The organism is Phormidesmis priestleyi BC1401, assembly GCF_001650195.1.
Classification (GTDB): domain Bacteria; phylum Cyanobacteriota; class Cyanobacteriia; order Leptolyngbyales; family Leptolyngbyaceae; genus Phormidesmis_A; species Phormidesmis_A priestleyi_B.
Map to the genome: position 1 here is coordinate 1 of NZ_LXYR01000058.1, position 26,776 is coordinate 26,776.

The 26,776-nt window shown below is 49.9% G+C and carries 12 protein-coding genes and 2 pseudogenes; 4 read left to right on the top strand and 10 right to left on the bottom strand.

Annotated elements, in window-relative coordinates; all coding sequences use genetic code 11:
- Positions 1-196 (top strand): annotated as a pseudogene (locus A8707_RS29275) (IS110 family transposase); the annotation flags it as partial.
- 682 nt (positions 197-878) lie between these two features.
- Here the strand turns inward: A8707_RS29275 and A8707_RS21350 are convergent.
- From A8707_RS21350 to A8707_RS21370, 5 genes are read right to left on the bottom strand one after another with little or no spacing between them, the layout of a single operon-like run.
- Positions 879-1,448, bottom strand: a complete 570-nt coding sequence (locus A8707_RS21350; protein WP_068819215.1) for a hypothetical protein — start codon at positions 1,446-1,448, stop codon at positions 879-881.
- On the bottom strand, positions 1,438-1,983 hold the full coding sequence (locus A8707_RS21355; RefSeq protein WP_156518806.1) for a hypothetical protein: 546 nt from the start codon (positions 1,981-1,983) through the stop codon (positions 1,438-1,440). The genes A8707_RS21350 and A8707_RS21355 overlap by 11 nt, the downstream gene beginning before the upstream one ends.
- A gap of 9 nt (positions 1,984-1,992) precedes the next feature.
- Positions 1,993-2,379 (bottom strand): hypothetical protein, encoded by a 387-nt coding sequence (locus tag A8707_RS21360; RefSeq protein WP_068819217.1) that lies wholly within the window; start codon positions 2,377-2,379, stop codon positions 1,993-1,995.
- Complete coding sequence (locus tag A8707_RS21365) at positions 2,379-2,711, bottom strand: DUF5674 family protein (protein WP_197484947.1); 333 nt, start codon at positions 2,709-2,711, stop codon at positions 2,379-2,381. Before A8707_RS21365 ends, A8707_RS21360 begins: the two co-directional genes overlap by 1 nt.
- Positions 2,712-2,762: 51 nt before the next feature.
- Positions 2,763-2,987, bottom strand: a complete 225-nt coding sequence (locus A8707_RS21370; RefSeq protein ID WP_068819218.1) for a hypothetical protein — start codon at positions 2,985-2,987, stop codon at positions 2,763-2,765.
- Positions 2,988-3,147: 160 nt separating this feature from the next.
- Between A8707_RS21370 and A8707_RS21375 the strand changes: the two genes are divergently transcribed.
- Both A8707_RS21375 and A8707_RS27685 read left to right on the top strand, forming a co-directional pair.
- On the top strand, positions 3,148-4,146 hold the full coding sequence (locus tag A8707_RS21375) for a tyrosine-type recombinase/integrase (protein WP_074382551.1): 999 nt from the start codon (positions 3,148-3,150) through the stop codon (positions 4,144-4,146).
- A gap of 219 nt (positions 4,147-4,365) precedes the next feature.
- A pseudogene (locus A8707_RS27685) lies at positions 4,366-4,485 on the top strand (IS630 family transposase); the annotation flags it as partial.
- 56 nt (positions 4,486-4,541) lie between these two features.
- On the opposite strand, the gene A8707_RS21380 reads toward A8707_RS27685, so the two are convergent.
- The 5 genes from A8707_RS21380 to A8707_RS21400 all read right to left on the bottom strand — a co-directional run bounded on the left by A8707_RS21380 (position 4,542) and on the right by A8707_RS21400 (position 25,968).
- Positions 4,542-7,934 (bottom strand): Tc toxin subunit A-related protein, encoded by a 3,393-nt coding sequence (locus tag A8707_RS21380; protein WP_068819220.1) that lies wholly within the window; start codon positions 7,932-7,934, stop codon positions 4,542-4,544.
- An 18-nt stretch (positions 7,935-7,952) separates the two neighbouring features.
- Positions 7,953-16,202 (bottom strand): neuraminidase-like domain-containing protein, encoded by an 8,250-nt coding sequence (locus tag A8707_RS21385; protein WP_068819221.1) that lies wholly within the window; start codon positions 16,200-16,202, stop codon positions 7,953-7,955.
- Between the two features lie 153 nt (positions 16,203-16,355).
- Entirely contained in the window at positions 16,356-17,582 is a 1,227-nt protein-coding gene (locus A8707_RS21390) for a cellulase family glycosylhydrolase (protein WP_074382552.1), read from the bottom strand.
- A gap of 188 nt (positions 17,583-17,770) precedes the next feature.
- Positions 17,771-18,304 (bottom strand): hypothetical protein, encoded by a 534-nt coding sequence (locus A8707_RS21395; RefSeq protein ID WP_068819222.1) that lies wholly within the window; start codon positions 18,302-18,304, stop codon positions 17,771-17,773.
- Positions 18,304-25,968 (bottom strand): SpvB/TcaC N-terminal domain-containing protein, encoded by a 7,665-nt coding sequence (locus A8707_RS21400; protein WP_068819223.1) that lies wholly within the window; start codon positions 25,966-25,968, stop codon positions 18,304-18,306. The genes A8707_RS21395 and A8707_RS21400 overlap by 1 nt, the downstream gene beginning before the upstream one ends.
- Positions 25,969-26,523: 555 nt before the next feature.
- Here A8707_RS21400 and A8707_RS21405 point away from each other — a divergent pair.
- Positions 26,524-26,776: transposase (locus tag A8707_RS21405; RefSeq protein WP_068818922.1), on the top strand; the 253-nt coding region annotated here is incomplete at its 3' end.

A 26,776-nucleotide genomic window follows, 5' to 3' on the forward strand; every position in this document is an offset into this window, starting at 1 on the left:
CATTACCGCAACGGCGCACAAACTGGCACGGATTTTCTATCACCTCTGGACATCGAACCAATCCTATGTCGATCCGGGCATGGACGCAGCCCAGCAGAAGTATCAAGAACGGATCGTTAAAAACCTGAAGAAAAAGGCGCTAACTCTGGGGTTTGACCTTGTTCCTAAATCCACTGCTCCGGAGTGTGTTTCTTAGGAGTTATCCCTTGTGGTATCTTCCCAGCAGCATGCCATTTCTTTATCGCGAGCGTCCACACTAATATGTTGCTGCAACGCTCACTATAGCGGTTCCCGCATGAATTCAGATCCTTACTGCACAAGCGTTACAGATGCGATGCCGTACCTCACTCTAGTGAAAACCGCTATAAATCTTGGTGCAGAAATCGACTCAATGTGTTTGATGAGCACTATCGATTGTGCGTCCAGGGAATGGTCGTTCTTCAGAAGCTGTGGATACTAGCTCCCCCAGTTCCCCGCCGCTTGAAGGGTACCCGCAAAATGGTGTTGGCGATTCTGAGCAGAAATGTCCTTGCCCCCAACATCCCGGAAATAGGTAAGAGACTGGCTTTGCACCCTTCCAGTCGTTGACTTTACTAGGGCGGCATCACAACGGGACGCGTCTCCCATTTTCCGTTCGTTGTGCCTGCCGGAAGGGAACGGGATGGCACACTGAATGACTTAAGTGGAATTCCTCGATCTTCCAACCATTCAGGTGCAGTTTTCCCATCCACCCCAGCTTTCTACTTCTAGCTCTCCAATCGCCCCTCTAACATCAATGCTTGACGGTCAGAACACTTCACCCAGACCGGAGACTCATAGAACTCCCCCCACTGCTCCAACTGGAAACCGCCAAACAACGCACCTAGCCACACCTCCACCTACGGCATCTCCAAGCCATCGCTTAGTTCGGTAATCGAGACTGGAAGAGTCGGCGCTGTTTGCAGCCACTGAGCGATCGCCGCCGTCCATTGGGTCATATCTTCTGAATGGGCAGTTGCGAAAATTATTTGTTTTTGTGTTTCTGGATCGTCTGCTGCTAACTGATCCACCATTGCCAGCACGGTTGCTTTGTCTACCGGAGCCGCGATCGATCCTTCCGGTTTGCAGGTTGATTTTGTCCGTTGCTGGCGGGGTGACGCGGGTTCTAGCAGGTCACTCAGATCCACCGCCATCGTCTGCCGCACGACATCGGCAAAGAATCCTGGATCAACGATCGGGTCACGATACGTTTCCTCCCATTCCGTGATCAGAACTTGGGCGTGCAGCTCACACAACTCCGCCACCTGTAATAAGGCTTCTCCTGCACAACGAAGCTGTTCTGATTCCGGTAATTGAGCGACTGTCGCGTCGATCGCGTCCAGTATCGACGCGACATTGAGCATCTCTGGACTCAGCCGCGCCGAGTGCAATTTCGCCCATAGAGCAAACTCACGCTTCTCATCCTTCATGGGCAACCTCCCAAGCGATCAAATGCAAATGCTCCGCATGATAAGAACACGGACGAATCGGACATTGGGAAATCGAATGCTGCTCCTCACGGGCAAAGCGTTCAAACCCACTGCGCCTCCCACTGCCATAGGTTTGCTCCAGCGCCGCTAAGAGTTGTCGAGCGTACTCCTTGACCATCCGAGGCGGTAGACCAAAAGTATGCTGTGGTTGCGTGATCGAGATCGGCTGATTCCCCACCCACAACTCCGCACACATCGCATGAATCACCACTTCATCACTGGGCTGACGCGGCTTGTCCAGATACGTGTGCAGAACGACGTAAGGCACCGATGGAATCGGTACCACGACCTCATCGACCGCAGCCTTGCGTCGCACTAGGCGACTTCTGCCTTTGCGGTAGTATGATCGCCGACTATGACAAACCTCCTCATTCCAGCAACCATCGCCATCCTGCTCGGTATCATGAAGTCTAAGAGCTTCGACTGCTGTCAAGAGGCTACATGCCCAACACTTCTCACGGGTAGGTCGTCCCATTGCGCTCAGTTAACTCTGTTCAGGCTGTAGGAGTTCGGATTGCTCCAGCAGGTTGCCGCTCCACTGCTCGACGATCGTGGCTACTTCCAGTCGCCTGTTCTCATCGTGCCAAATGCTGTCCCAGTGATGCTTCCAGCCCGTGAGCTGCCGACCCAGCCGCAGCAGTTCTTCCGCCAGCCTCAGATCCGATTCACTCTGCATCGGATTCAGCGTAGTAATCGTCCATTCCGTGAAATACTGACAGGTCTCAACGCTGGAGATCGCTACCTCAGAATCCGCCTCATCGCCTGCCCAAAGGCTCCGCCTGATCCGCGCTAACTCTGAGGCTAAATTGCCGAGTTGATGCGGGCGGTCAAACTCCAAGTAGCGAATTCTTCTGGCTTCCCGGTTTTTCATCAGGCTCCTAAACGGTCGAACACAACCCAAGCAACTTGTTCACGAATGTGCGGATCAAGAATCTCCATCGAGTTGTTGCGGCGAGGTCGAATATTAATGATGGACTCATAGGCAAGGCGGCGACGAGTCGGCATCCAGTCACAGCCCCAGACATTGGATTGCAAACTGCCCTCCTCAAGCAAAGCCTGTTCACAGTCGTAATGAGTCGCTCCACCACCAGCCAAAAGTTGCCTTTCAATATCCACTGCCAGTTTAATGTAGATTCCAAGTTCTTCGAGCATTTCAGTGAGTTGGGTGGGAGTGACGCGTGCTCGAATGAGGTGGAGTGGCATCGTACTTTAGGGGATCAGACCGATCAAAGAGCAGGGCCAAGGCATCCTACCCTACCACCAGATCGGGCTTTGACTCGAAGCCAATCGTCGAAAGTTTGCCAGCCGACGATACACCTCCTCATTTTCCTGTTCTGAGGCGAGATAGGCTTGCCAGACGAGATCGTCAGCCTGTCCTAGCTCCGCGTTTTTCAACTGACGAATGGACTCCAGCACCTTGGACAGTAAAGGCTCAGGGAGGTGATCGAGTTCCTGAATAATCAGATCTTTCGTACTCATAGTGGTAAGACGTGCCTAAGAAGACCTACTTTGACCCACGCCTTGATTATCGGTGAAAAGCCCCTCAAGCATCTGAAAGCACGATAATACTCTTAGAATACTCTGATAGAGATTAAGCGCAATTATCTCTACCTATAATCGACCCAACTCTGATTTTGTGATGAATGCTTCACCCGCTGAACCTGTTCTCCCGATCGTGATTGTCTCAATGAAGGGGGGAAAAGTGGAGACACCCCACTTGGAAGAACCGCCCGATCTGAGGCACTGGCAGATTGAGGAATTTTTGCGGCAGACGGGCAAGGCAGAGAATACGCAGCGCACCTATCGCGGACAACTCCAACGCTTTGCAGCTTGGTCGGGTCAGTCCTGGCTGGATGTGACTCCCAGTCAGGTCGGCAAGTATCGACGGGATCTGAAGTTAAAGGGGTTGAAACCGACTTCGGTAAATCACGCGCTCAATACGCTGCGATCGTTCTATAGTTGGCTTCGTCGCAGCAACGGCTACCCGATGAATCAGCCGTTACCCACGGATGCGATCGATCTCGAACGGCAACCGGAAGCCCAGGCAGCGCATATCGAAGCAGAAGACTTGAGTGAGATTTGGGCAGTGTTGGAGTTGGACGAGCGGACGCGAATGCGGGACCGGGCGATCGTAGCGGTTCTCAGTCATGGGCTACGGGCTTCGGAGGCATCAGCGCTGAACGTGGGTAGTTGGAATGGCAAGATTTTGACAGTGCACCGATCAAAGGGGCAGAACGTGTCGGAGGTGCCGCTGAGTCGGGAGGCGCGATCTCATTTGGAAGCGTATCTAGAGTGGCGACGGCAGCAGGGTGGAATGTTTGAGCCGATGCCAGAAAGTCCGATGTTTCTGGCGCAAGATCCGAAGAGTGTGGGAAAGCGGTTGGGCTATAAGGGGTTGCACAAGATGGTGAAGAAGTTGGGGGCGATCGCAGGAGTGGAGAACATGCACCCGCATCGGTTTCGACACACGTTTGGAACGGAGGTGACTCGGCGAGGGGTAGACCCACTGTTTGGTAAGGAGTTGATGGGGATCAAGAGCGATCGGGTGTTTGAACGCTACATCAAGGGCGTGTTTAAGCAGGCAGCAGGTGAGGCGTATTTGAGGGCGATCGGCGAGAGCGAGAATGACAATCAATAAGCAGATTCTCAAAACTCAACCCCGTGGAACCTCAACGCTACACCCAGTTGCAAGAGAGAGAGCGGAAATCGTCTTGCAATCGCGCGATCCGTCTGTAAGTTTGTCTCCAAACACCGAGCGGTCTTAGGGCAATGCCCTAAGACCGTGGACACCCAACCCGCTTTCAAGCCTCAGAGGAGCCGTCCCCGAACGATCGTGGCATTGAGTTAAACTCAACCCCTGAAGCAAGAGATTGTAGCTTGGGAGCAGGAGCGCAATACTCAAGGTCATGCAGTGGACTGGCGCTTCACCACCCAAGACGCTCGAACTAAACTCAAGCGGCTTTATCCCTCAATCTAATCTTGACAGACAAGTAGGTTCGAGTTGAGCATTACTAAAGCAGCCAAAAATTAATCTTATTTTCCCCATGTCATTGCCAGCCAAAGCTCCTCCATTGAGTTTGCACTGAAACGTACTTTAAGTTTGAGCGTAAATTTATCCGGTGGTTTTGGGAGAGCAATGTTTGTTGGCGCAGCTAAAATTTCTTTAGTGATTGTGTCATCAGGTTTATGAGTGATGACTTCTACCTCGATGCTACTTGGATTTTGAGCAATAATACCTGTGGAATTTTTAGTGTAGAAATATATCTGCTTAATGGTTTCCAATCTGCCTTTGCTCCAGTAAGGAAAATGTTCTTCCCGGATTTCAAAGGTGAGGGTTGCATCAGTAATTGCACCTCCGATTTTGACACTCTTGAATTTTGCCCAATCAGTAGAGAAGTCATGACGAATAGAGAATAGGCGCATTGAGCCAGCGGCTGTTGCTTTCTCAATTTGGGCTTTAAGGTTAGAGATCGCTCCTTTCCTCAGCAGTCCACCACCTTCACGGGAAGTGTAGCGGAAGTGTAGCATCACATCAGAAATGGTGTCGTAGTCAAACTGGCGCACCTCGTTGGGCAATTCTAACTGCCACTCGCTAATGACACCTGAATTTTCAAATGGTAAGTAGCGTTCATCGTGGAGGTTAGTTTCAAACAAGCCGCTGTCGTTTTGTCCACTGCTGGTAACAATGGATTGCAAACTGCCGAAATGATCGCTAAAACGATTATCCTCAGCCCCATCACGAGCATATTCGCCATCAGTTAAGAGAGAGTTTTTGCGGATGCCGCTCTTGAGCAGGGTGAGGGTGCAGTTGATGCTGGTGTAGGAACCTACGACACAGGGAATGCTGACAGCAACGGATTTTATACGACGAAAATAATGTCCGGGGCAGTCGAGATCGAAGAGTTCTTCGGGAAGAACTACAGTGCAGCGTCCGGTGGTGCGAAGTTGCAGCAGGTCTAAGGGACTTACTTGCAGCAAACTAACGTGTTTGGTGAGTTCATATTCGCGCTGGTTGAGGTCATGATATGCCATCTCCATACGCTTGATGTCCAGGTAAAGCTTTTCGCCTGCCAGCAAGCCTTCTTTGCCAGAAAGATAACCAAACTGAAGAAAACTAAGCTCTGAGTTGCCTAACTCATGTTGCAGAGCGCGTTCGGCTTTTTTGGCAATATCAAAGGCAAACTGGAAAACTTGACCGTATAGCCCTTTCACCTCACGTTTAGTCCAAGTGTAGAAGGCTTGGGTGCTGGTCTTCTTATGTTTTGTATCTCCGATCGGTGTGTTTTCGCCTTTGAGAAAGCGCTCGATTTCCTCGGCATGGCGAATTTGCTGCTGATGATTGTGCCACTCTCGATCGGCAATGGCTTCTCGAATTTGCGCCGCCCGCAGTTGCTTAAAGATTTGCGTAATCTCTCCAGCCGCTAAGTTGCTTTGGAATGCCCATTCTTGCTCCCGATGAGCGTAGGAACCAATTTTGGCGGATCTACCAGCCTCATAGTTCAACTGATCTGCCCAAGCGAGGGCAAGATTCGCAGCAAACCTAGATACTTGTGAGAGTTTCGTACCGCCTGCTATGTTACTTGAACCCCCTAGCCCCCAGAACTGAAGATCGATTTCAAAGTCAGGGATTAACGACAATCCCTGTGCTGCAAGATTCAAATCTTTAACCACGTCTTGGAGATCTCGCGCCATCTGTGATTTTCCCATTTCCTCGGCTTCGTAGCTGCTGACAATCTTGCCACCTGAGCCATTCAAGTCTTGAGCGATATCTATATCAATCGCTCTCAGTCCAATTTCCGATTCATCTGCTCTGAACTTCAGTTTCGCCAAACCATCGGTATCCAGGGCATCCAGTTGAGGAATTTGGATTTCGTTATCTTTTTTGCCCAACTGTTTTTCGTAGTAGGTGTAGCGTTGAATGGCGATCGCCAGCGATTGCTCCAATCCCTCCCGCGTTTTGATCGCTTCCTGCCACTGAGAGTAACGAACCACTTCTGTAAGTCCTAAAATCACGCTCTCATGCTTGGCACGGAGGAGGGCGAAGGCTTCGTTGTCTTCTTTTTCAATGGCTGATAGCAGATTGTTTCCTAGAGACTTCACTTCCTGACAAATTTCGGCGGCTTTTTGCACCAGAAGCTGGAAGCGCACCAGCGGTAAGGGTTGATTGATGCCGTTGACGATCGCACCCACATCCAATCCAGCAGCGGCAGCTTTTGCCAATAAAGCGGGATCGATCGGGGGTTCAAACAGCGGCAGTTGTCGGAAGATGCCTTGAAGATTGAGGCTATTGCGGATTTTGAACAGGCGATCGGCAACGGTATCCCAGTAGCTCAATAGCTTATCATTGCGCGGAATGCCAAAGTAGAGAGCCGTGCCAAGGCTACGGATTGTAGTAGAGCTATTGGAGTCAGAAATATTGGTGGGATGAGGTAGCCCATCAAAGGGAATATCGGCTTCAAACTTGCGTAGAGCGTTCCCGAATTCGTCTAAATCAGCCCGAAGACTGGCGTAGGTTTGGGGGCGCACAGACCCTTTTTTAGGCACAGCTTGAGGACGTATACCCAGAATATTAGCGGCTAAGACATAGAGCATCATTGCTTCGTTGATACTCTCGCCCGTGTCTTGCCTGAAGAGCGTGTCGCCCCAATCGACCAGGTTATCCAAATACGCCATCACTGTCTTAAACATATAGGCAGTTTGCCGATAGCGGGCGACAACGTGGGGGCGAAAGGGCGCATCTTTCCAGGCATTAATGCTATTAACAGTGTCTTGTCGCAGCTTAGGATCTGTGTTTGAAGATAGGTTGACCAGAATATCTTCAATCAGCTTCACGTCGGTGTACTGAAACGGTTTCACTTTCCAAAACCGCTCTGGTGTTGGTCCATCACTGTCATCGGTGGGGTCGAAGATGTAGTGAAACCATTGCTGTGCTTCTTCAAATCGTCCATTTTTGCTCAGGTGAATGGCAACGGTAAGGGGCACATGAAAGAACAGTTCCCAGTTGTAGACCGAGTAGGCACCGCTGGAAGTGAAGTCAAGATCTTTGACGGGATAGGGCTGCTGTACTAGATCGGAGGGATTGTATTGGGCTATGGAAAAAAGCTCGGCATAGAGCTTGGGAATGGGTTTGCCCCGCTTTGACTCGTTGGGGTAACTAGCTGGAAATGTCTGCAATGAACCATCGGGATTTTGCAGATACTCGGTATCTTCTGCCTGCAAACCGCGTACTGATTTTTCAATCAGTTGCTTCACCAGGTCTGCCACATAGGGATGGAAGTGCGGATAGAACTGATAGCTGAGGGTGCGTTCTTGAATGGTGATGTGCTTGGAAAGATTGATCCAGCCCCGATTGCCCACATACTGCAAATAGGGACGCACTTGAGCATCGTAGTAACCATGAAACTTCGTTGAAGGCGTAATAGGCATGGTGAGAATCTCCTGGGGCTAGGAATTAATAAAACCACCGTTCATGCGGTTGATGGATTGATTGCGAACAGTATTTAGCGACGTGTTCACACGCTCTAACATGACTGGATTCAGTCCTGAGCGACCAATCACGTTTAATCCACCTTCTCGATCGGCAACTGTCAATGTTTGTCCTTCTGCAACCTGCAAACCTGCGATCGCAGGTGCAGCATTTTCTAGAGAATTAACTGCCAAAGCCGATTGATTGATTCTGCCTGTTGCGCCAAGCAAAACCTGGTCGAATTGAAGTGCAGTCGTGGGATGAGTAAGCCAGTCTTCTTGCAATGAAGGTTTGAATTTAGCGATCGGGTCGATCGGGTGAGGAATCAGTGCCTTAGAAGGAACATTTTGTACAACCTTTAGCTTCTTCCACGAATCGTCATTAATTGGTTTTGATTCTGGTTTTGCTGTAGGAATGACCCATTCTTCCCATTGTGCGATCGTTTTCTCGGTAAGAGATGGCTCAACAAAAAAGGTGTGCTGATTATCTTGATAAAAGAATGGACTGACCAATGCCCCGATTTCAGCCGTCATCACCTGAAGCGGATTGCTACACGGAAGCAGCGAAAAATTACTCCCTTGCTGAAGAATAGGTTTGGTAACAGGTGGATTACCCTTTGCATTTTCAATCTTCTCGACAAAGCTCACTTGGAGAGCGCTAGAACCTTTGTATTGAGTAATCTGAGCAGTTTTAGAGTAAGGTACTGGTTGCGGATCGTCACCGCCCATAACGACGGGTTGACCGTTTTTGCTAACGACTCGAAAAGCTTGGTTTGTCTGACCTGGAGATTTTATATATATTACAGTTGCTATCGCGGAGATCTTATCTTTTCCCCCGGCAAATCCTGCATAAACAGGAATGGAGATAATTGCCTTTTCAAAATGGAGATGGATTTTTACAGCCCGTTCTTCTCCGCTGTCATACTCTTTGGTAACGTGAATGAAAACCTGCTGATTCTGGAAGTCGAAGGGTACTTCTACAGACATGGGTTGACCAAAACCACTCGATTCGCGGTTTGTCCATTGTCCCTGGAAGTATTCACTCCAGTTTAATTGGACTTCAACCTGCTTCTGCACCGTTTGACTGGAGGCAGACATGATTTGACTTAACGTGGCACTTGCTAGGTTTGGATTGCCAGGAATCGATGCACCGTCAGGATTAGATCCCCCTTTCTCCATAAACGTCACCCAAAACAAGTGCAGTCGTTCTCGCCAGATTACCGCAACAACATGATCGCCTTCGATTTCAGCGGCGATCGGTTCCCAAGGTGTCCACATTTGATGGGCATAGCGGCGATAGAAATACTTGTGCGGCAAGCTGTAGGTGCGCCCGATAACGTGGAGGGTATTGGACGCGGGATCGAGGGGTTTTTCTTCACAGTACATCGTCACCATTTCTAAGCGAGCGAGGGCTTCCAGCTTCTTCAAATAATTGAAAAAAGCATCTTCCACTAGGTCGTTAGAAACATCCCCTTGCAGCAGGGCGCTTTCTAGCTCCTGGAATAAGTGGGTTTTGTCGTCCCGAAATTCGGGTTCTAGCCAGTTTTCTGGATAGAGAAAGATCTTGCGATTGGCTTCCCAAACCCGGTAACGCTTCATCCACTGCCAGTGTTGAGAGTTAATTGCAGTCGGATGTACTTGTGGTTCCAGGTTCAGCAGGCACCGCTGAATGAATAGCTGCACAGATGAAATTGCCAGTCGGATGCGCGAGGTCTGCACAACAGGTTCCATACCCGGATCGATCAGGAAATACTCAAACAACTGCTCCAATCGTTCAAAGCCATTGCGCGGCAAAATGTAGGCAACGAGGGCATCTCGCTGCTTCTGGCGCAGTTGGTCAAAGATGGGTTGAGCGATGCGTTGCCAGGTTTCTGGCTCATATTTGGCTTTGACGGTGTTTCTGAGGTCGCGGGCGATCGCAAACCGCTCATCGAAGTTCTTTATAGGGTTGATGATGTCTGTCCAACGTTTCAGTGCGGCTATAGGCACTCCCAGCGTTTCCACAGTTTGTAAAACTTCCCACAGTTGTCCAATGCCTTTTTCCTGAGCAAAGTCGAGAGCACCAACCTGCCATTCATTGTCTACTAGAGTAGCTTGTGCCGTAAAGCCCAGAGATTGAGCCACCGACTCAACGATCGCTCGATCTCTACGAGTGAGATTCGCCACTCGCTGGTAAAGATCTTCGAGCAGTCGGGCTTTTGCCTGGGTTTCTGTGAGAGATGCTGGGAAAGTGCGGCGAGCATTCTCGAAAAGATCAATCAGGTCATTGTTGCTGTTTAAGTCGCGTTTGAGGCGATCGTAGTCTATCAGTCTCAAAAATTGTCCGAATAGCATTGTTGCAGCGGTTGCAGAATCATCAGCAGCCTGTGTAGGCAACTGGCTGAAATTGAGATGATCGAAATCATCTGTGTGGGTGAGCAGGTAGCGCACTTCTCGTTCACTTAAGGCAAACCCCTGAATCAGTTGCAGCGTTTTGATGAGCAGAACCTGAGCATGATGCAGGCGATCGACAGTTGCTTGAGGATAGCGCGTGAGTTGACTGAGGCTATCTTTGGGCAGGGTTTCACCCTGGATTAGCAGTGACACATCACCGCCACTCAAGCTGTGGGCATCCAGCGTAAACTGGTACAGCACACCCGGTTTCAGTTCGGTGAACTGGTTGATTTCTGCTCCGTCACCTGCTTTACTTTGCAACAGCGGATTGGGCAGATGGGATAGCCGGAATTCAACCTCAGCAGCGTTTCTGTCTACAAAGAAACGGTAAGCTCCAGCAGTCGGAACTTCAAAGTATCCTCCAAAGCGGACACTTTGAGTTCCAGGAGGTTTAAGAGGCTGATTGTTTGCATCCTTTAGCGACGTATCCGCAGAAACCATTGTCAGCGTCTTTGATGGCGTTCCCGTACCGTCGATCGAGGTGAAGAATGACGTACTAACGCCACTTTCGCCAGTTCCAGCAAAGGCATCCAGGAGGAATTTATCAGGTTCCGTTGGGTTTGTGAGCAGATTGGTCAGTAAAGCTTCTGTCAGGTCAGAATCAGCATTTTGACGAGTCGCAAGAGTTTGTACAACGAACTGACGGATGAGCTTTTGTTGCAGAAACGGTAGGAATGCACTCACCATTTTTGCTCGTTTTAGCCGCGATTGGTCTTGTTTCTGATTATCAGTTAGCCCATCTGGGATCAGAGTAAAGAGCAGCGTAAAGTCGCTGGCTGTTAAGAAACTGACAAAGTATTTTTCAAAAAATGCTTTAGCTTGAAGCTGCACTGCATTTAGCAAAGTTGCTAACAAAGGAGAGGGATTAGCCGTGGTTAGCTGCGCCTTTTGCTCATCTAACAAAACACCCCGGAAAGTAAGTCGTTGAAGCTGACGTGCAGAAGGGTCATAGGTAACACGAATACGCGGATCAGCGATCGCGCCTGCATCAAGCTGGTCAGCAGGCAAAACATTTGCTTGGTTCGCCTGATACTCGATCGTTCCTGTCCACATACTCATGAATGTCGTTACCACATCGGGTGGCAGCACCAGAGCCAGCTTTTGTTGCAGCACGTCATCAGAAATGCTTGCCGGATCAGCGGGAACAGCATGCTCTGTTTGGATGCGGCGAATTTCAGTGGCAAGGGCTTTGACCAGTGCCAGTTCATCCTCAGGAGTTAGGCGATATGTGCCAACTGGGTCGAAGTGATCGCGCAGCAGATAATTAAGGTCTTCGATCGTAAACTCGCCCTGGTTTACTTTTTCGGCGATTTCAATAAACGGCAGCGTTTGTGTCAACGGATAGTCGTCATCCAGGTTAATTAACAAATCCGGCTTCAACGCTTTAAGCGGGTCAAGCCCAGATAGTTGCTTTAGCGCAATCAAATCACTAACAGAAAGCTTAAGTGCCTTTGCCAGCAAGCCATAGCGATAGAGCAGGGATACTGTGTCCAGTGACAGTATCGCGGTTTCTGAATCTTGACCTACATCAGTCAGGATGTGTTCAATGTCATTGGCTGTCAGATTCAGTGCTCCCTGAAGGGCAAGTAGGTGTCTTTTAACATGATCAAATGCCTTTGCTGCTGCCTGTACTTGATCGAGAAGTTCTGCAAACAGTGAAGAGGGATTAGCCGTAGTTAACTGAGCTTTTTTAGCATCTGTCAGCACACCTTGATACGTTAAATCCTGCTCCTGACGTACTTCGTCATAGTGAACTTCAATCGCAGACTCTCCTGCAAAGGCGATTGGATCAAGGCGATCGACAGGCTGAATATTCTGCACAACTGCCCTAAATTTAGTGGTTTCCGCCACCTTCTGAATCGCTTCTGGCGTGAGGTATCGACCCAGTGGATCGTCAAACACCTGATCGTTCTTTAACACGCTCTGTGTCAGGAATAGTTGGGCGTAGAGAGAATGGTTGCCTGTGGTAGATAGCTTCGACCACAACGTAAGCAGCTTCAGGCGGCTATCTTTACCTATCGGAGTTCGATCGTCGATTGTTTTCAGATGTGCCAGATAGACCAAAGCCGTCTTGAATGCCTCTCCCAGATTGGTTGCCGTCAGTGTCAGCGCGTTAGGAATCAACACTTGTAGAGCGCGATCGGTTTCCTCAATTGTCCAACCCAATTTTTTCCACAGGCGCACAAAGAGATTGAGTTTGAGCAACATCAACCCATATATGTCTCTGTGCACTGCATAAACATCTTCACCATTGGCATAAGCTTCTCTATCGTTGGTATGTAGAAGAATCGTGCGATCGAAATTGCAGCCCGTGTCAGGATCAACCAGAACCAAAATTTGGTTGAAATCTCCATCAGCCCAAGCAGTCTCCAACCAGGTTTCGGCATTGAAGCCAGAGGCAGCGTAGGTCGCTGTTAGTTGTTGTAAAGAGTTCTTGAAAGCTTCCCGTTCGGCTGGAGTAAAGGGTGGGTAGCCCGGTTGTTCCTTGTAGCGGAAAATATCTGCCACATCTAGTTCTACATTGAGGTTGCGATTCAGTTTGCGGAGAATTACCAGCGTCTCCAATCGCGGATTGAAAAATCCGGTGCGGACTAAATCGACTAATTCTTGATAGCTAACTCCCAACTGACGAGATAGCGTTTTGGCAGATTTCAGCGCGATCGTGGCATCAGCTTCGGCAGTATAACCATACAGTTCATACCACTTTGCTGGATCGAAGCGAGTAAAAAGAGTGTATTCAGATGGGGAGATACCTATAGATTCGGCAAGAATAGCAGCACGGTAATAAGGCTTGGGGTTAGTAGCGGACGTAAACAATTCATCGGTTGGACGTAGCAAATCCATCACCTGCCAGAGGGGTAGCTCAAAGTGGTTGAAAAAGCGGCGAACGGTTTCTAGCCAAAAATCGAAGGGTAGTCCGATCGGGTAGTGTGCCTCCTGGAGTTTGGTATAAGCTTCTATGAGAATGTTTTGTGGCTCGGCAAGGAGTTCGGGTGTGGTCGCGTTGCCCGTGTCGTGAACGCTGTCGGCTGCCAGATTACCTTTGGCGACATAGTATTCCAGAATTTCATTCACGACATCAATGTAAGGGAGAACAGTGTTGGTGTTCTCGCAGGTTAGCGGTAGGTTGGTCAAGTCAGGACGACGCTCAATCAGAACATCGTAGGGAGTTTTCTCAGTGTTGGGGTCGGGTTGAGCCGGATGCTTGCTGCGCCAATCGGTCAGGAACTGGCTGTAATCGGTCAGATTTTTGAAGGGATAAGGTGCGTTACCGTGGCGAGTCTTCCAGGTGTTTAGGAAGTTTTGCCACACTAACGATTTAGGGTCGAGAAACTGGAGCAAATCGACAAAGTAAGCCGCAGGACTCAGCACCGATCGACAGTGTTCGCATTCACAAAAATCGAGGGAGCCAAACAGTGACTCCATGGTCGGGTAGTGCTTGATGAGTTCGTTTTTGGCAGCTTCTCGCACCGATGCAGGCGGAGAAACGCTGTGCATGGGAGGAGCGCTATCTAACTGTTTAGCGGCAGTGAAGAAGTTGAAGGTTACTGAACTCACCTGTTGAGCTTTGCGGTACACCAGTCGCGCTTCGTCCGGCGAGGGAAATAGTCCGCCGTAGTATTTGAGAAAGTCTTCCGCAGAAAACGCCACTACATCTTCGGCAGACCGAAACTTCTGTGCCATCAATACTTTCAGTGATTCATCGGTAGGAGTAATCTGGTACAGCCGATGAAGCAACTGGATGCTTTCGGTGGTCTGCTGTACGGTAGCGGCATCAATGCCATTCACGACAGCAGGATTCTGCTGAATAAATACAGCAGGATTCTGCTGAATAAATGCTGCTACTGGCGTTCGACCTAGCTCAAAACCGAGAGGTTTAGCGTTTTCTAGAAATGTGCGAACTGGAGCTTTTAGGGCTTCATGGCGATCGCCCAGGTGCAATTCATCGTTTTCGATCATTCGCCCTATCACCTGCGTCGGAAAGCTCAAGCGCACTTTCCGAGCGAGGTCAGCCGCGTAAGCATCAAGGCTGCCACGCAGGGTCGCTGAAGCGGCGTTGGCTGCTTCGATACTATAAATGGGTGGAATCAGGGCTTTCAGGGCTTCATCGTTGCCAGCCAACGTGTTCAAACGAGCTTTCCAGGCATCAGATTGATACAGGTCTTTCTCAACCAGTTGGGCTACATTCTCAGGTGAGGCAATTTCTTGTTGTAAAGATGCAGCCAAATTCGCATTATTCAGGGTCAGATAGGCAAGTTTTCCTTGAAGTTGTAGCCCCTGGATTTTTTCTGGAGCAATGCCGTTTTCTTGGGCTTTTTGCCACAGTTCTCTGCCTTGGTGAACCGCGTGCAGATCTTCAAAAGTGGTTCTCTCAGTATCAGACAGGGCAGTTTGACTCAGCAGATCACCCAGGTTAGAGACCGCTCCAGGTGCGATCGCAGCCCGGCGAGTTTGGCGAGCAAAGTTCTCGAATGTAACTTTGACAGCAGCTTGTTGTTCCTGACTGAGATTGACGATACCCGCTTCCTGGGCTTTGACGATCGCTGCTTCCACCGTCTGTCCATCCAGTTGAGCAAGCTGATCTGGGTCGGTTGGCAATCCGACCCGAAATAAGGCGTAAAGGGCATCCTGGGAAATGCCTGTATCAGGACTGAGTTTCACGGCAGCAGTCGTCAGGGCAATCAGTCGGGTATCCCAGCCAGTTGCCTGATGCAGCAGGGTTAGATCTTGGCGATCGCTATTTTCTTGAGCATTTGCTAATTGGCTTAAGCCATCTAGTTGCTGGCTCAGGTCGTGGGTAAGGCGCTGATATTCTGGAGCTAAGGGCTGCACGCTCGTGGGAGCGACCAGGTTCAGCACTTCGTTTTTATTGGCATTCAGCCGCGTTTCAGACAGAGAAACTTCCTGACCTTGAGCATCGATGACTCGCACTTCCAGGTTTGCGGCTTTATCGGTGGGCGTGTAAGCCAGGGCATAGAAGCCTCGACTGTCAGTTCTTACGGCTTCGCCTACGGCAGTCTGAGTGCCTCCAAATCCTCGGTTATACAGCCGCACGACGACTCCATCAGCCGGTAGTCCATGTTCCAGAATGATCCGCCCTTCAGCACGGTGAGTGGGAACAGTGAGTTGGGCGATCGCCCGCTCTAGGGCAATTTGGGTTGCTTCATCAAGTACCCCGGTTTGGGACAGTTGCGACTGACTCTGAAATTGCAGTAGGGCATCGCGTGTGCCCACCCCAAATACCTGCTCGTCTTGCTCATTTTGAGGAATCGTAAAACCTAGCCTGCTCAGTTTTTCCTGAAGGTCTTTGACTACCGTGCCGCGATCGTTCAATCTCAGCGCGATTGGGTGTGCCGTCTGTTGAGCGACTTGGCTACCAATGCCAATGAGTTGTCCGGTTTGCTGGGCAATTTGGTTATCAATACTGCCAATTTTCTCGGTTTCGGCAATGATGGTATCAAGCTTTCGACTAATTTCGGGTAATAGATCGTCGGAGCTTGCAGGAAAAGCTCCCAACCCTCTTAACGCTTTATTGAGTGCCTCAGCCGTTGGTGCATCCACTTCACCTGTCGTGTTTAGTCCAGATTGTTCCTGAAAAATACCAATAAGCTTCTGAGTAGTGTCGTTGTATTCCTGTTTGTTTTGCTCCAGAATCACTCTTTCTTCATAACGCTGCCGCTCTGCGTCTGATAACCGAATGGATTGATTACGGAGAAGTAAAAGCAGACCGTCTTGCAGATTGGTAACTTCTTGACCCTGGCTGTTACGGTTGATCAGAGCAGCGATCGGTAGCATGGCGAGTATCTCCTCGGATATTGAGTATTTGATTTTTTCTTTATGAATTCATTTTGGACAGCGTAATCGAAGTGTTTTTAACACTGTAAGGGCTAGAACTTGCGGCTTCGGATGTTTACTAAGGTAAGCAACTCCATCACCAACCAGAGACTTTCAGATCACAAGGTTTTCATCGAAAGCGGACGATCGCTCGGCAGTTGCCTTCAAGCCATAGTTAGGATTGTTGACTAGATCATTTCCGTAGGGCGTGAGGTTGGAGAAATTTCCATCCTGGGACATCTGCCGCTTTGAGCAACCATCTTTCCACCAACACCAAGCCAGCCAGCCAATTTCTTGTTCTTTTAGCGTCTGCAACAAGGCTTGAAACGTAAAATTAGTTTGCGGTGCATGGCTTTCATGCGTGCCGTCCAGGTCGTAACAGCAGTACTGGGTTTGTCCATCGATATCTTCGTCTTGCTTGTTAGCCACTTCGCCAAACACGATCGGTAGATTTGCGTTGATGGCAGTTTCGATATGGGGCAGTCCATTATAGGCAGCCCAATAAGCGTGTCCGCTGAGTAGAAGATTGTGGTCAGGGTCTTGATCGATTAGCTCCTGCCCGATCGTTGTGAACACCTCGATCGAGGTGCCACAATCGGGTGCGTCAATCATAATCGGTAGATGCAAGTGCTGCCGGATGCTTGTGATGGCGCTCTTGTAAGCATCCTTGAACGTATTCAATGCGATCGCTGAATCATTTGCCCAACGGTAGAAACCCAGTTCGTTGGCTAGGTTGATAATTAGATACCGCTGATGCTTTTCCAGTACGGTGAGGACAGGATCGGAAAGCCACCAGGGAACTAACTGAGTGTTTAGCAGTGTTGCGTCAGGGTTACAGGTGAAATCCCACAAACCCAGGATTGGAATGATTTGGTTCGCTTTGCATTTTGCGAGAATATTATCCAGGTCTGCCAGCGCATAGGCGGGGCGATCGGCGTTCCCATACTCTTTGTACCACTCAATTCTGACGGCGTTGGCTCCTGTTTTTTCTAGTTCTGACAGCTTATTGCTTTGAGGAAAATCCCAGTCGTCTAGCAAGGGGAGATTGATGCCTCTTAGGATAGTCTTTTTGCCACTCGGATCATAAAGATGCCGCTCATCGGTATAGAACGTGTCCTTCTGCCTTGGCTCGTCACCCAAAAGCTTTGCCCAAGTAATGGGGTCAACGACACCTGTAACAAACGCATTTTGTTGAAATTCTTCGACTCGTTGGAGGGTGGTGGAACCAAAGTTTCCATCGGCTAGTAGCGGCGGCAGAGCGGTCGGGGGGTGTAAGTTTAGCTTTCTTTGAAGCAGGATGACATCTTGACCTGTGGAGCCGAGATTTAGAGTTGGGGGCATTGGGAACCTCTTTGGGGCAGAGTGGATGGTTCAATTGAGATGTTTGTCGAATAGGGTGCGATCGCTCATGATGCCAGCACCTCATCTAGGATTACAACGGGTAAGTTTGCGATTGTTTGAAGTTGCCGATCGCTCTGGCTCAATGGCGAGGCAGCGTTGGTAAATGACTTCATTGAAGATTTCAGGCATCACGATCTCTCCGGAATTTCATTGGTAAGGTATACGTGATCCTCATGACCGTAAACAAAAGCGTTGATGTCATCCTTAAGTCGCCATAGAAATTCGATAACACCCCCTGCAACTCTTCTTGCAGTAACAACAGAATCTTCGATATACGTGCTGTTCTTGACAGCGCCAGAAGATGGTAGATAATAAACGGCTCCATCGACAGTTCCGAGCACGAATCTCCCACCACCTCCATCTGAGCCGAAGACAAGTATTGGAATTGACTGGCTGCCCTCAACAAGGATCGGCTCTCCTCGCTTGGATGCGGATGTAACACGCTGAGCAGGATCGATGAAATAACCATTATGTACATCCGGAAGACTCATTCCATCACATACCTCATAAAGTGGCTGAAGCTTTTGCGGCAAGTCAGTATGATTCGAGGTTGCTTTTCGCAACTCGTTAGTTCCCAACGGATAGTCTGAATGCTGGGACGCTAGTTCAACGAGAACCTCTGTAACTTGAGCAGCCCAGCTTTTGAATTCATTACTATTCATTACTTCCACCAGTGTTGTTGAAACATTGAATCTATTTTGAGCGCGAAGTCTTTGATCTGCTGACCAGTCGCATTGGGGTTCGCCTTCCGGAAGTCCGCCCACTGGTTAGTAATATCTTGGTGCACGTTCACATCGGATCTGCTACCTTTCACTCCCTGAATATTTTCAGGTGCATCGAAGTCGAATTTCTTGAAGTCGGGGTGATCGCGATACTCTTGAGGTATTCTGTGATGAGCATCAAAATCATCGGGGAGTCGCGACTTACCTTCTGCGGCTCGCGAGGCGTTGTAACGGCCTCTGTAATTGTCCGGTGCCGGTGCGGTGCGGCTACCTTTTGCCGCTCCCTTAGGTGGCGCAGCGGATTCCGGTGGTTGTTTTGAAGCGGGATTCGATGGTTTAGACGGTGCTGGCTCTGCCTGTGCAGTCTGTTTGGGTGGTGAAACAGGTTCTGGCGATTGTGCTGGAGTGGAAGTTGATGGTTTAGGTGCATCTGTTGATGGTGGCGGAGACGATTGAGATGGTTTAGACGGTGCTGGTTCCGGATCTCGACGAACCGCCTGTACGAAATTACCCAGGCCAACAGTTACGTTACCCGCTCCTTGGACAATCACAGCAGCGGAGACAATGTTGACTGGTACACCAACTAATGCTCCCACACCAGTTAGATCCAGCGCAATACCACCAACTTCGCCACCAACTCCGGCAACGATTTGTGCAATCCCAGTAGCAAATTCACCTGCTCCATAACCTGCTTGAAATGATCGTGAAGGCTTGTTTAGAACGCCAGTTTCCTGCCCCACAGGTGCGAGCAAAAAGCCACCTGGGATAAACGATGAGATTGTGCCAGCAGCCGCACCACCCAGAAACTGCATAGTGTCTGACTGACGAACTCTTTGCAAGAAACCTGGCTTCTCCTCGTCCTTACCGTCCGGATCAAGAAAAGAAAGTGGGTTATTCAGCACATAACGGTACAAGTTTTCTTTCCAAACAGGATCGCAACTCGTCCACCTTCCCAAATACGGTGAATAGTACCGCGCCCCATGATAGTAAAGACCCGTCTCCTCATCCCGCTCCTTCCCGGTATACCGATACCGCTTCAAGCTCACCTCTGCCACACTGCGCCCTGCCTGATACGAAGTCGTGCCATAGGGATGGTATTCCTCGTAGGAGAGCACATTCCCATCTTTGTCCAGTTCCAAACTGGCAGATCCCAGATGGTTATCCAGTTGATAGCGAATGATGGGTTGGGGTACAGCCACTGAGTTTTCGGTACCCTGCGTTTTGGTTTCCACCAGGGCAATCCGCCGCTGGTCATCCATGATGTGTAGAGTTTCTCGCTCCAGCGTGACTGCGGTGTCATCGCCGTTGTATTCGCGGTAGATTTCAAAGCCACCCAGATAAATGCGTTCTGATTTGCGCTTGGAAGTTTGTCCTGCATCGGCTTGTCGATCGGTCACTTTGCGAACGCGCTGACCGCTGGCATCGTAAACGAAATACGTGATTTCGGGTGTGCCACCATCGTTGCGAACCTGTTGCGACGCTGCCTGAAGTTGATCCTTAAAGCCCCACTGCATCAACGGTAGATGCGGCATTTGGGTCATGTTGCCATGCTCGTCATAGGCATATTTCGCGGAGAAAGTTCCCTCCGCATCCCCCGGCAAACTGGTGCCCCGCAACCGATTGTTGCTGCTCTCGTAGTCATAGGAACGCTTCCAGCCGCTATTCTGGACACTATGAATCATCGCCATGATGTTGCCGACTGGGTCATATTGATAGCTTTCGGTGTAGTGCCGCAATGCCTGCATATCATTGGCATTGGGAAGATTTTGGAACGGGTAGTCGCGATCGTTGTCGCGTGGGGCAGTGGGTTGATAGTTGGTTTGACCTGCGTGTTCCCGTCCCTGCGCCTGAGTCAGACGATAGAGCGCATCATAGGTGTATTGCCACCCAGGTTCAACCTGTTCACCGTCATGAAAAATAATCGGTAACGCCCCATCTCGAATTTCGGTAATGTTGCCCACCGGATCGTAGGTGTAGTTCAAATCTTGCAAGGTTCCAGCATCCGCTAATAACAACGGAGAGCTAGCTTGATTGACAGTCCGAGTGGTGTTGAGCCTGATCAGTCGCAAGGTTTGCTGATCATAGGTATAGGTCGTCTTAACGCCATTGTCATATTCGATTAGGGTGCGCTGTCCTTTCGCGTTGTAGTCAATATTTTTGACAAACAGGGTTTCCACCTGCGAACCGCGCAGTTGCACCTTCACCTGATTCAGCAAATTTGCCTCGTTGTAAATCGGCTGCATGACGCTGTTGTCTGGCATAGTCAACTGTGTCGGGCGATTCAGCGCATCGAAAACGGTCAAACTATCAAATGTCTTGGGTTCTAATAGGGCGATCGCTGCCTGCACCAACTGAGGAATATCTGTCAGTTCCGCCAGGGGCATCCAGTTCACAGGCTGCTTGTATTCTTTCGCCAACTGCCGACTGCCCCGGAGCAAATTCCCCTTAAAATCAAACTGCCAATTGCTCACCACTCCAGCCCCGTCATAGTGCTGAAATGGTTTTCCCTTCAGATTTCGCTGCAACGCTTCGGGATGGTTTTCCCCATATACCAGCCGCTCCACCAAAATTTCGGGTTCTTCGGCTGGCTGCAGATACAAATGCGTCGGACGCTGCAAGGCATCATAAACTGTCCGTACAATATGCCCTTTGGGTGGCTGCGGCAGATCGTAGCGAGTCCGCCGATCGTTCCAGGCACGAATCGGCTTACCCGCCACATTGTTTAACACCCACCGTTCCCCCGCATCCATGCTGTAGGAATAAAGCTGGTGTCCTAACAAATCGTTCGCTCTGCCCGTCAAAATCGGTTTACCCTGAGCATCTTTCACCAGCTTGCGTTCGGCACCCAGTTGAGCGATTGCCTGCACCATCACTGGATTCTTGCGCGCGTCCGTAATGACCAGTTGATTCCCTTCAATATCTAGCTCGACGTGGGTTTCATAGTTACCGTCAGCACCGTTATTAGCGATCGTCAAAAAGGGTCTGCCTAGCGTGTCGAGATGAGCGATCGTGTTTGTATTGGCATGAGCCAACGCCTTAGTTGCTGCCTCCCGCTCCGATGCCAAGGCACTGGCTTTAGCACGGGTCAACCAGGTGGGTAAATAATCAGCATCGGGCAACCGCTGGAAGAAGCCGCCCACATCCGAGTCGGTCTTAGGGTCTTCCAGTGCCACCGTATCATTGACATCCCAGGTTTCCTGTTTCCAGGAATCGAACACCACCTTTTCATACGTGTGGTTTGGATGCAGCGTCGCCACTACCCGTTCCATCGGATCGTAAAACAGAATCGGAGTCACCCCCGTCATCACCACCTCCGGCTCATCTTCATACAGATGGGTTGAGCTAAAGAAGGGTTCGTATTGTTTAATGGGCTTCCCTTTGTTGTTAAAAATCGTCCGACCATTGCCCACCCAACGCGGATCAGTTGCTACAAGCTTGGTCTTGCCATTCTCCAAAATCAACTTGCCGGGACGATTGGGATTTGCTACATTGGCTTCTCGCTGCGGAGCATCTCCCGGTTCCGCCTGAATCTTTTTCTGGATCTCTCGTCCAAAGCCATCAGAGTAGCTGAAACTTACCTGCACGATCGACGAATCGCCATTGGTCGCATTCACATGATGCTCACGGGCGATCGTCGCTGCAAACAAAGGTTGTTCCGCTTGTTGGAAACACTCCAAATCGTAAATAATCCGCGTGGTTGCTTTACCTAATAGCTCCACAACCGTTCGGGGCGACTGCACAAAATCCTGCAACTGCTGCTGACTGAGATCAGTCATAAAACCTTCCAACGAATCCCCACTTTCTGATTTTCCAGCGGCATCTACCTTTCCAAGTACTGCCGTTCCCGCCACCATGCCTAAAATATCGAACGCAGCTACGGCATGGTTCTGATTGGAATCAATAATTCGTTGCGGTTGCATCACCCGGTAATCATTGCGAATTTGCACCACATTGGTCTGTGGATCGGGCAGAGCATCTCTGGTTTCTACTACCAGGAGGCGATAGTGATCGTAGGTCGTTCTGTAAATTCCGCCAAAGGGATCTTTCATCTCAATGGGAAGATAAAACCCATTGGCATCGAATGCCTGCCGTCCAGAAGGAATCCACCAGTTGCCATCTTGCTGCTGATATTTCCCTTCAGTACTGAGCAGAGTGTTCAATTCTGCCGTCGGTATTTTGCTGCCGTAGACCTGTGCTAGCAACCCTGGTGTAAATGCCAGCTTAAAACTCTCACAGGGCAGTGCTAACGATTCCACTTCACCCAAAGATAACGGTATGGGGTCAAGCGTATTGGCTTGAGCATTCGGGCGATAGAGCGATCGCACCCATTCGATCGGGCGTTTCTGCGCCGTAGCCCCTACCGCCAACGTTTCGTAGGTCGCCTCGGTTGCCACTGCCACCTGAGTTCGCAGCGTTTCCAACGGGTAAGGAAATGCAACTGGTACGCCTGTAATTTCGTAGGTGCGGGTTTCGATCGGTACACCAATCCGATACCAATCCAATGCTGGGTTATCCTGATTAAAAACTCGATTTTCGGTGTAGGTGATAAACCGTCTTGCCTGTTCTGGATGGACAGGCATCCGACGGGGATAGGCGATACTGACAGACTTCAACGCATTGCCAAACCCATCCGTCTCCAACACCATCTCATGCCCAATGCGTGGATCAGCCGGGTTGCGCTCATAGTGATAAGCCAGATTTTCTCGTGGATGCACAAAAAATACTGCATGGCGATTTTCCTGCTGTGGCTGCACCACTTCGATCGTCAAATTCTGCTCTGTCACGCTATGGGGATGTTGGCTTTGATCTGTCTTATCCTCCGCATATACCTCTTGCCGCAACATTGATCCCTTCAAGGCTCGACAGGCTTGCCGCTCCTCATCTACCGTCAATCCCCCTGGCAACACTGTGTCATCCAGAAACACTGCTGCGGCATCCCCTGAGTAATATTCACGCTGGCGGAGATGAGCTTCCAAGCGATCGCGCTCCAAATAAGCCCCTGTATGAAACCAGGTTTTCGTATGCATCGGCGGCACAAATGACGCAGCATCCAGATTAAACCCCTCAGAAGAAGTCACATCTGGCTGAATCGTGCCAATCTCCTCGGTATCCCACTGATCCACCCGACCAAACCCACGAAACTCCCGCTCCACCCCATCAAAATAGCCGTGGTGATAGGCATAGCGCGTCACAAAGCGGTTTTGACTGATGCGATCGTAGGTCTCCACCCGCTCCACCACATGCACCGGGAACGGTAGCTTTGTCACCCAAGGCATCTTCGCAAACTTGTCCTGCAAATAAAACTTGGTGGAAGGCGCATACTGGACAACCGTTTCTGCCCCCATATTACTCACCGTCTTCAGCAATAAATGCGGCTTCTGTCCCCCCATCAAGTCGATATACCGCATCACTCGGCGACCGTTTCCTGGCAATGGCGAAGACCATACTAAACAGGCAGTTCCATTTCCCAACAGGTCGATCGCTGTCACAGAGGCAACACTATCGAGCAGCGGGAACGATCGCACCACTCGCTCTGCTGCCCAACCATTCCCTGACTGATTGAAATAAACCTGTACCCCTTCACTGCTGAGATACAAAATGTCAGTCGTCCCCGATCCATCAATATCTGCCAACACAATCCGGCGTTGACTGAAAATATCTGGCGCATCAAACCAAGGCGCTTCATCCATCGCCACCTTCGCTCCAAATCGCCCGTAGCCTAGATTTGCCCAGTAGCAGACCTCCCCATTGCGAATCCGCACAATGTCCGTCAGTCCATCCCCAGACATATCTGCCAGGTGAATCGATTGAGTGCTGTCAGCAAAGACAACTCGTGGTCCCTGCTCCTCATCCCAGGGTTGGCACACTCGCTCCGCTACTCCAAATCCTTCTTCTGCCAAGGATGGATGCCAGACCAAACAATCGTCTTCCGTGATCAGAATGTCAGTATGTCCATCCCCATCCAGGTCAATAAACTTCAGGTTTGGGTTATCCCAGTCCAACACCGGCAAAGACTTAAAGGCAGTAAACGATTCCCACTCTTCGTCCTGAGTGCGTTCATAAAAGCCCGGTACTGCTCCCCGTAGCGTTACCAGATCAGGCTGACCATCCCCGGCTAAATCGAGAAACTGAGCACCAGTTGCTAAACCAGTCGCTGGTTTATTGGCGACAAGTTCAAGAGGCGAGAATCGTGCTTCGATACGCTTCTCGCCGTTGCTTCGAATAATATTAATCGGACTGAGATTGCGCTTATAAAACCACCCATTACCCTGCTCGGTCAAAATGCCTGACAAGCCCTCTCCATCCAGATCGACCCACTGATAGCGTGTTCCGTCTAATCCTTCCGGCAAGTTTTCTAAACTGGCGGGATCGACCTCTCGTACCGTTTCATCAATATTGGGTTCACTATAGGTGAACTCCATCGGGGGCAGAGATTTTTGGATATATGCATTCCCATCTCGCTTGTAGCCTGTTTGTATCACTGAGAGCAGGCGCGAATAGACTGGGTCGCGGATAGCATCTTGCTGATGCTCATAGGAATACTTAAAATCCGTCGATCGCACCAAACAATCCTGCCCTACCTCTGCTTCACTAGAGAAGTGATGAAACATTAGCACCCGCTGGCACAGACGGTAAGTCCGCACTTCAAACCCAGACCTGTAGGAGGAAAATGGATCATTACGCGCTGTCCAGATCCCTGAGTCGTTCGGCGTGGGGTTCGTCTGATCGTGTTCCCCGTAGTCAAACACCACCTCAAACATCCAATCGGCTCGCAGGCTCAGATCTTCATTGGGTTGTTGAGGTGTTGGGTTGCCATAGCGGATTCGCTTCAAATAGCGATTGACCGATCGGCTCAGTGAGGTACGGTTCCGTTCATGTGCCTGGGCTGTAATAATCCCATCCGAATTTTCCGCTTTGTACTCATAACGAATGGCATTACCCTTATCGTCATAGCTCTCGCAGATCAGCCAGCTAAAAACATGAGTTGGCTCGATCGGATCGGTAATACGACTCTCAGCCGTTTGCCCATACAGTGTCGTGATATTGTCCTTTGAGATCGATCGCCAGAACGTTTCCTTCAGGTCAGCTTGATTAGTCCAGCGTTCGATGCGCGCAAACAGCCCCTCTATACGGGGTCGGTAGCGTTGAATGTTATAGGTTTTAGCTCCCACCGTGCGTGGAGCTATTTTGTCAGGTTCCCAATTCCCTTGGTTATTCTGAACCAAAATGGGTACCAGATCTTCTCCGCCCGAAAGCATGAAAACATCGGACTCTGAGCCATTCCAGTAGCGAGGCAAGCCCTTGTCTGTCTTGCGCGTAATCGAAAGTAGCGACAGATTCCAGCCCAGCCCAAAGATTCCATTGCCTGCCCCAGAATCATAGGAAAGGGATAATTGCGGTCCAAACCCAGAGCGACCAGGGCTAGTGACAATGGGTACATTCATCGAGCCAGTACCCGTCACCGGGTTAGCAGCAAACTTCTCCCCCATCCCTTTGATGGCTCCACCCCCCTTAGGCAACGAAACAGCGAGAGGTGAAGTATAGTAGTTTCTATCAGCTTCTGTAGCTTGTTTACCATCGGACTGCACGGTGCGATCTAGCATTGAGCCTATCTCCGTAGCGAAGGTAATGACAGTCTTCAGTCGGTCAAACTATTTTTCATTCTCTAAGGTAATTGACAGATGCGGTAGTATCCATATGGCTACCTTCCGGTAAATAATTCTCATATTCTTAGGCAAGACTGCAAACATAAACTATTTAAGTAGAAAAAGTTTACATTTGGTCAGGGTAATTTTAGAGAAAAGCTGATTGGCGCATACCAACTAATAGCAGAGGTGATAGGTATTCGAGAGCCAGTAGTTTTTGAATGTGTATAGTGATTCTCTAAGCTCGACTTCATCCATTTCAAATTGGAGCCATTCTCAGCGGTGTCTGCAATTTGAAATGGATGAAGTCGAGCTTAGTGTGTCCAGCAGTAGTAATCCGACTATAGAACCTATTTGAGATCTAGTTTACTGCTAGCCGCTTGAGCATCAGTCGGATGAAGCAAAGATTGACCTTAGCTGTAGCATGATCGAGCGTTCTCTCAAAGTGAGGTGGAACCCAAAAACTGGACAGGTGAATAAGCTCTAAACTTCCCACCCATGATAGGAATGGTTATGAGCAAAAACAAACGCAAACAGTACAGTTCTCAATTCAAAGCAAAAGTTGCGATTGAAGCGGTGAAAGGAGAGAAAACCATTGCTGAAATTGCGAGTCAATATAGCGTGCATCCGACGATGATTCACGGTTGGAAACGGCATCTTCTAGCGGGCATGAGTGAGGTGTTTGAGCGCGGTTCCAGCGCCAGCAAAGTAGAGCCAGAAGGGCAAGCCCACCTCGATGAGTTGTATCGACAGATTGGACAGTTGA

What these genes read in the sequence shown, in the direction of transcription:
- A8707_RS21350 (WP_068819215.1), bottom strand. Translation starts at nt 1,448, where the DNA reads ATGAAGGATGAGAAGCGTGAGTTTGCTCTATGGGCGAAATTGCACTCG.
- A8707_RS21355 (WP_156518806.1), bottom strand. Translation starts at nt 1,983, where the DNA reads ATGGGACGACCTACCCGTGAGAAGTGTTGGGCATGTAGCCTCTTGACA.
- A8707_RS21360 (WP_068819217.1), bottom strand. Translation starts at nt 2,379, where the DNA reads ATGAAAAACCGGGAAGCCAGAAGAATTCGCTACTTGGAGTTTGACCGC.
- A8707_RS21365 (WP_197484947.1), bottom strand. Translation starts at nt 2,711, where the DNA reads ATGCCACTCCACCTCATTCGAGCACGCGTCACTCCCACCCAACTCACT.
- A8707_RS21370 (WP_068819218.1), bottom strand. Translation starts at nt 2,987, where the DNA reads ATGAGTACGAAAGATCTGATTATTCAGGAACTCGATCACCTCCCTGAG.
- A8707_RS21375 (WP_074382551.1), top strand. Translation starts at nt 3,148, where the DNA reads ATGAATGCTTCACCCGCTGAACCTGTTCTCCCGATCGTGATTGTCTCA.
- A8707_RS21380 (WP_068819220.1), bottom strand. Translation starts at nt 7,934, where the DNA reads ATGCCTATTACGCCTTCAACGAAGTTTCATGGTTACTACGATGCTCAA.
- A8707_RS21385 (WP_068819221.1), bottom strand. Translation starts at nt 16,202, where the DNA reads ATGCTACCGATCGCTGCTCTGATCAACCGTAACAGCCAGGGTCAAGAA.
- A8707_RS21390 (WP_074382552.1), bottom strand. Translation starts at nt 17,582, where the DNA reads ATGCCCCCAACTCTAAATCTCGGCTCCACAGGTCAAGATGTCATCCTG.
- A8707_RS21395 (WP_068819222.1), bottom strand. Translation starts at nt 18,304, where the DNA reads ATGAATAGTAATGAATTCAAAAGCTGGGCTGCTCAAGTTACAGAGGTT.
- A8707_RS21400 (WP_068819223.1), bottom strand. Translation starts at nt 25,968, where the DNA reads ATGCTAGATCGCACCGTGCAGTCCGATGGTAAACAAGCTACAGAAGCT.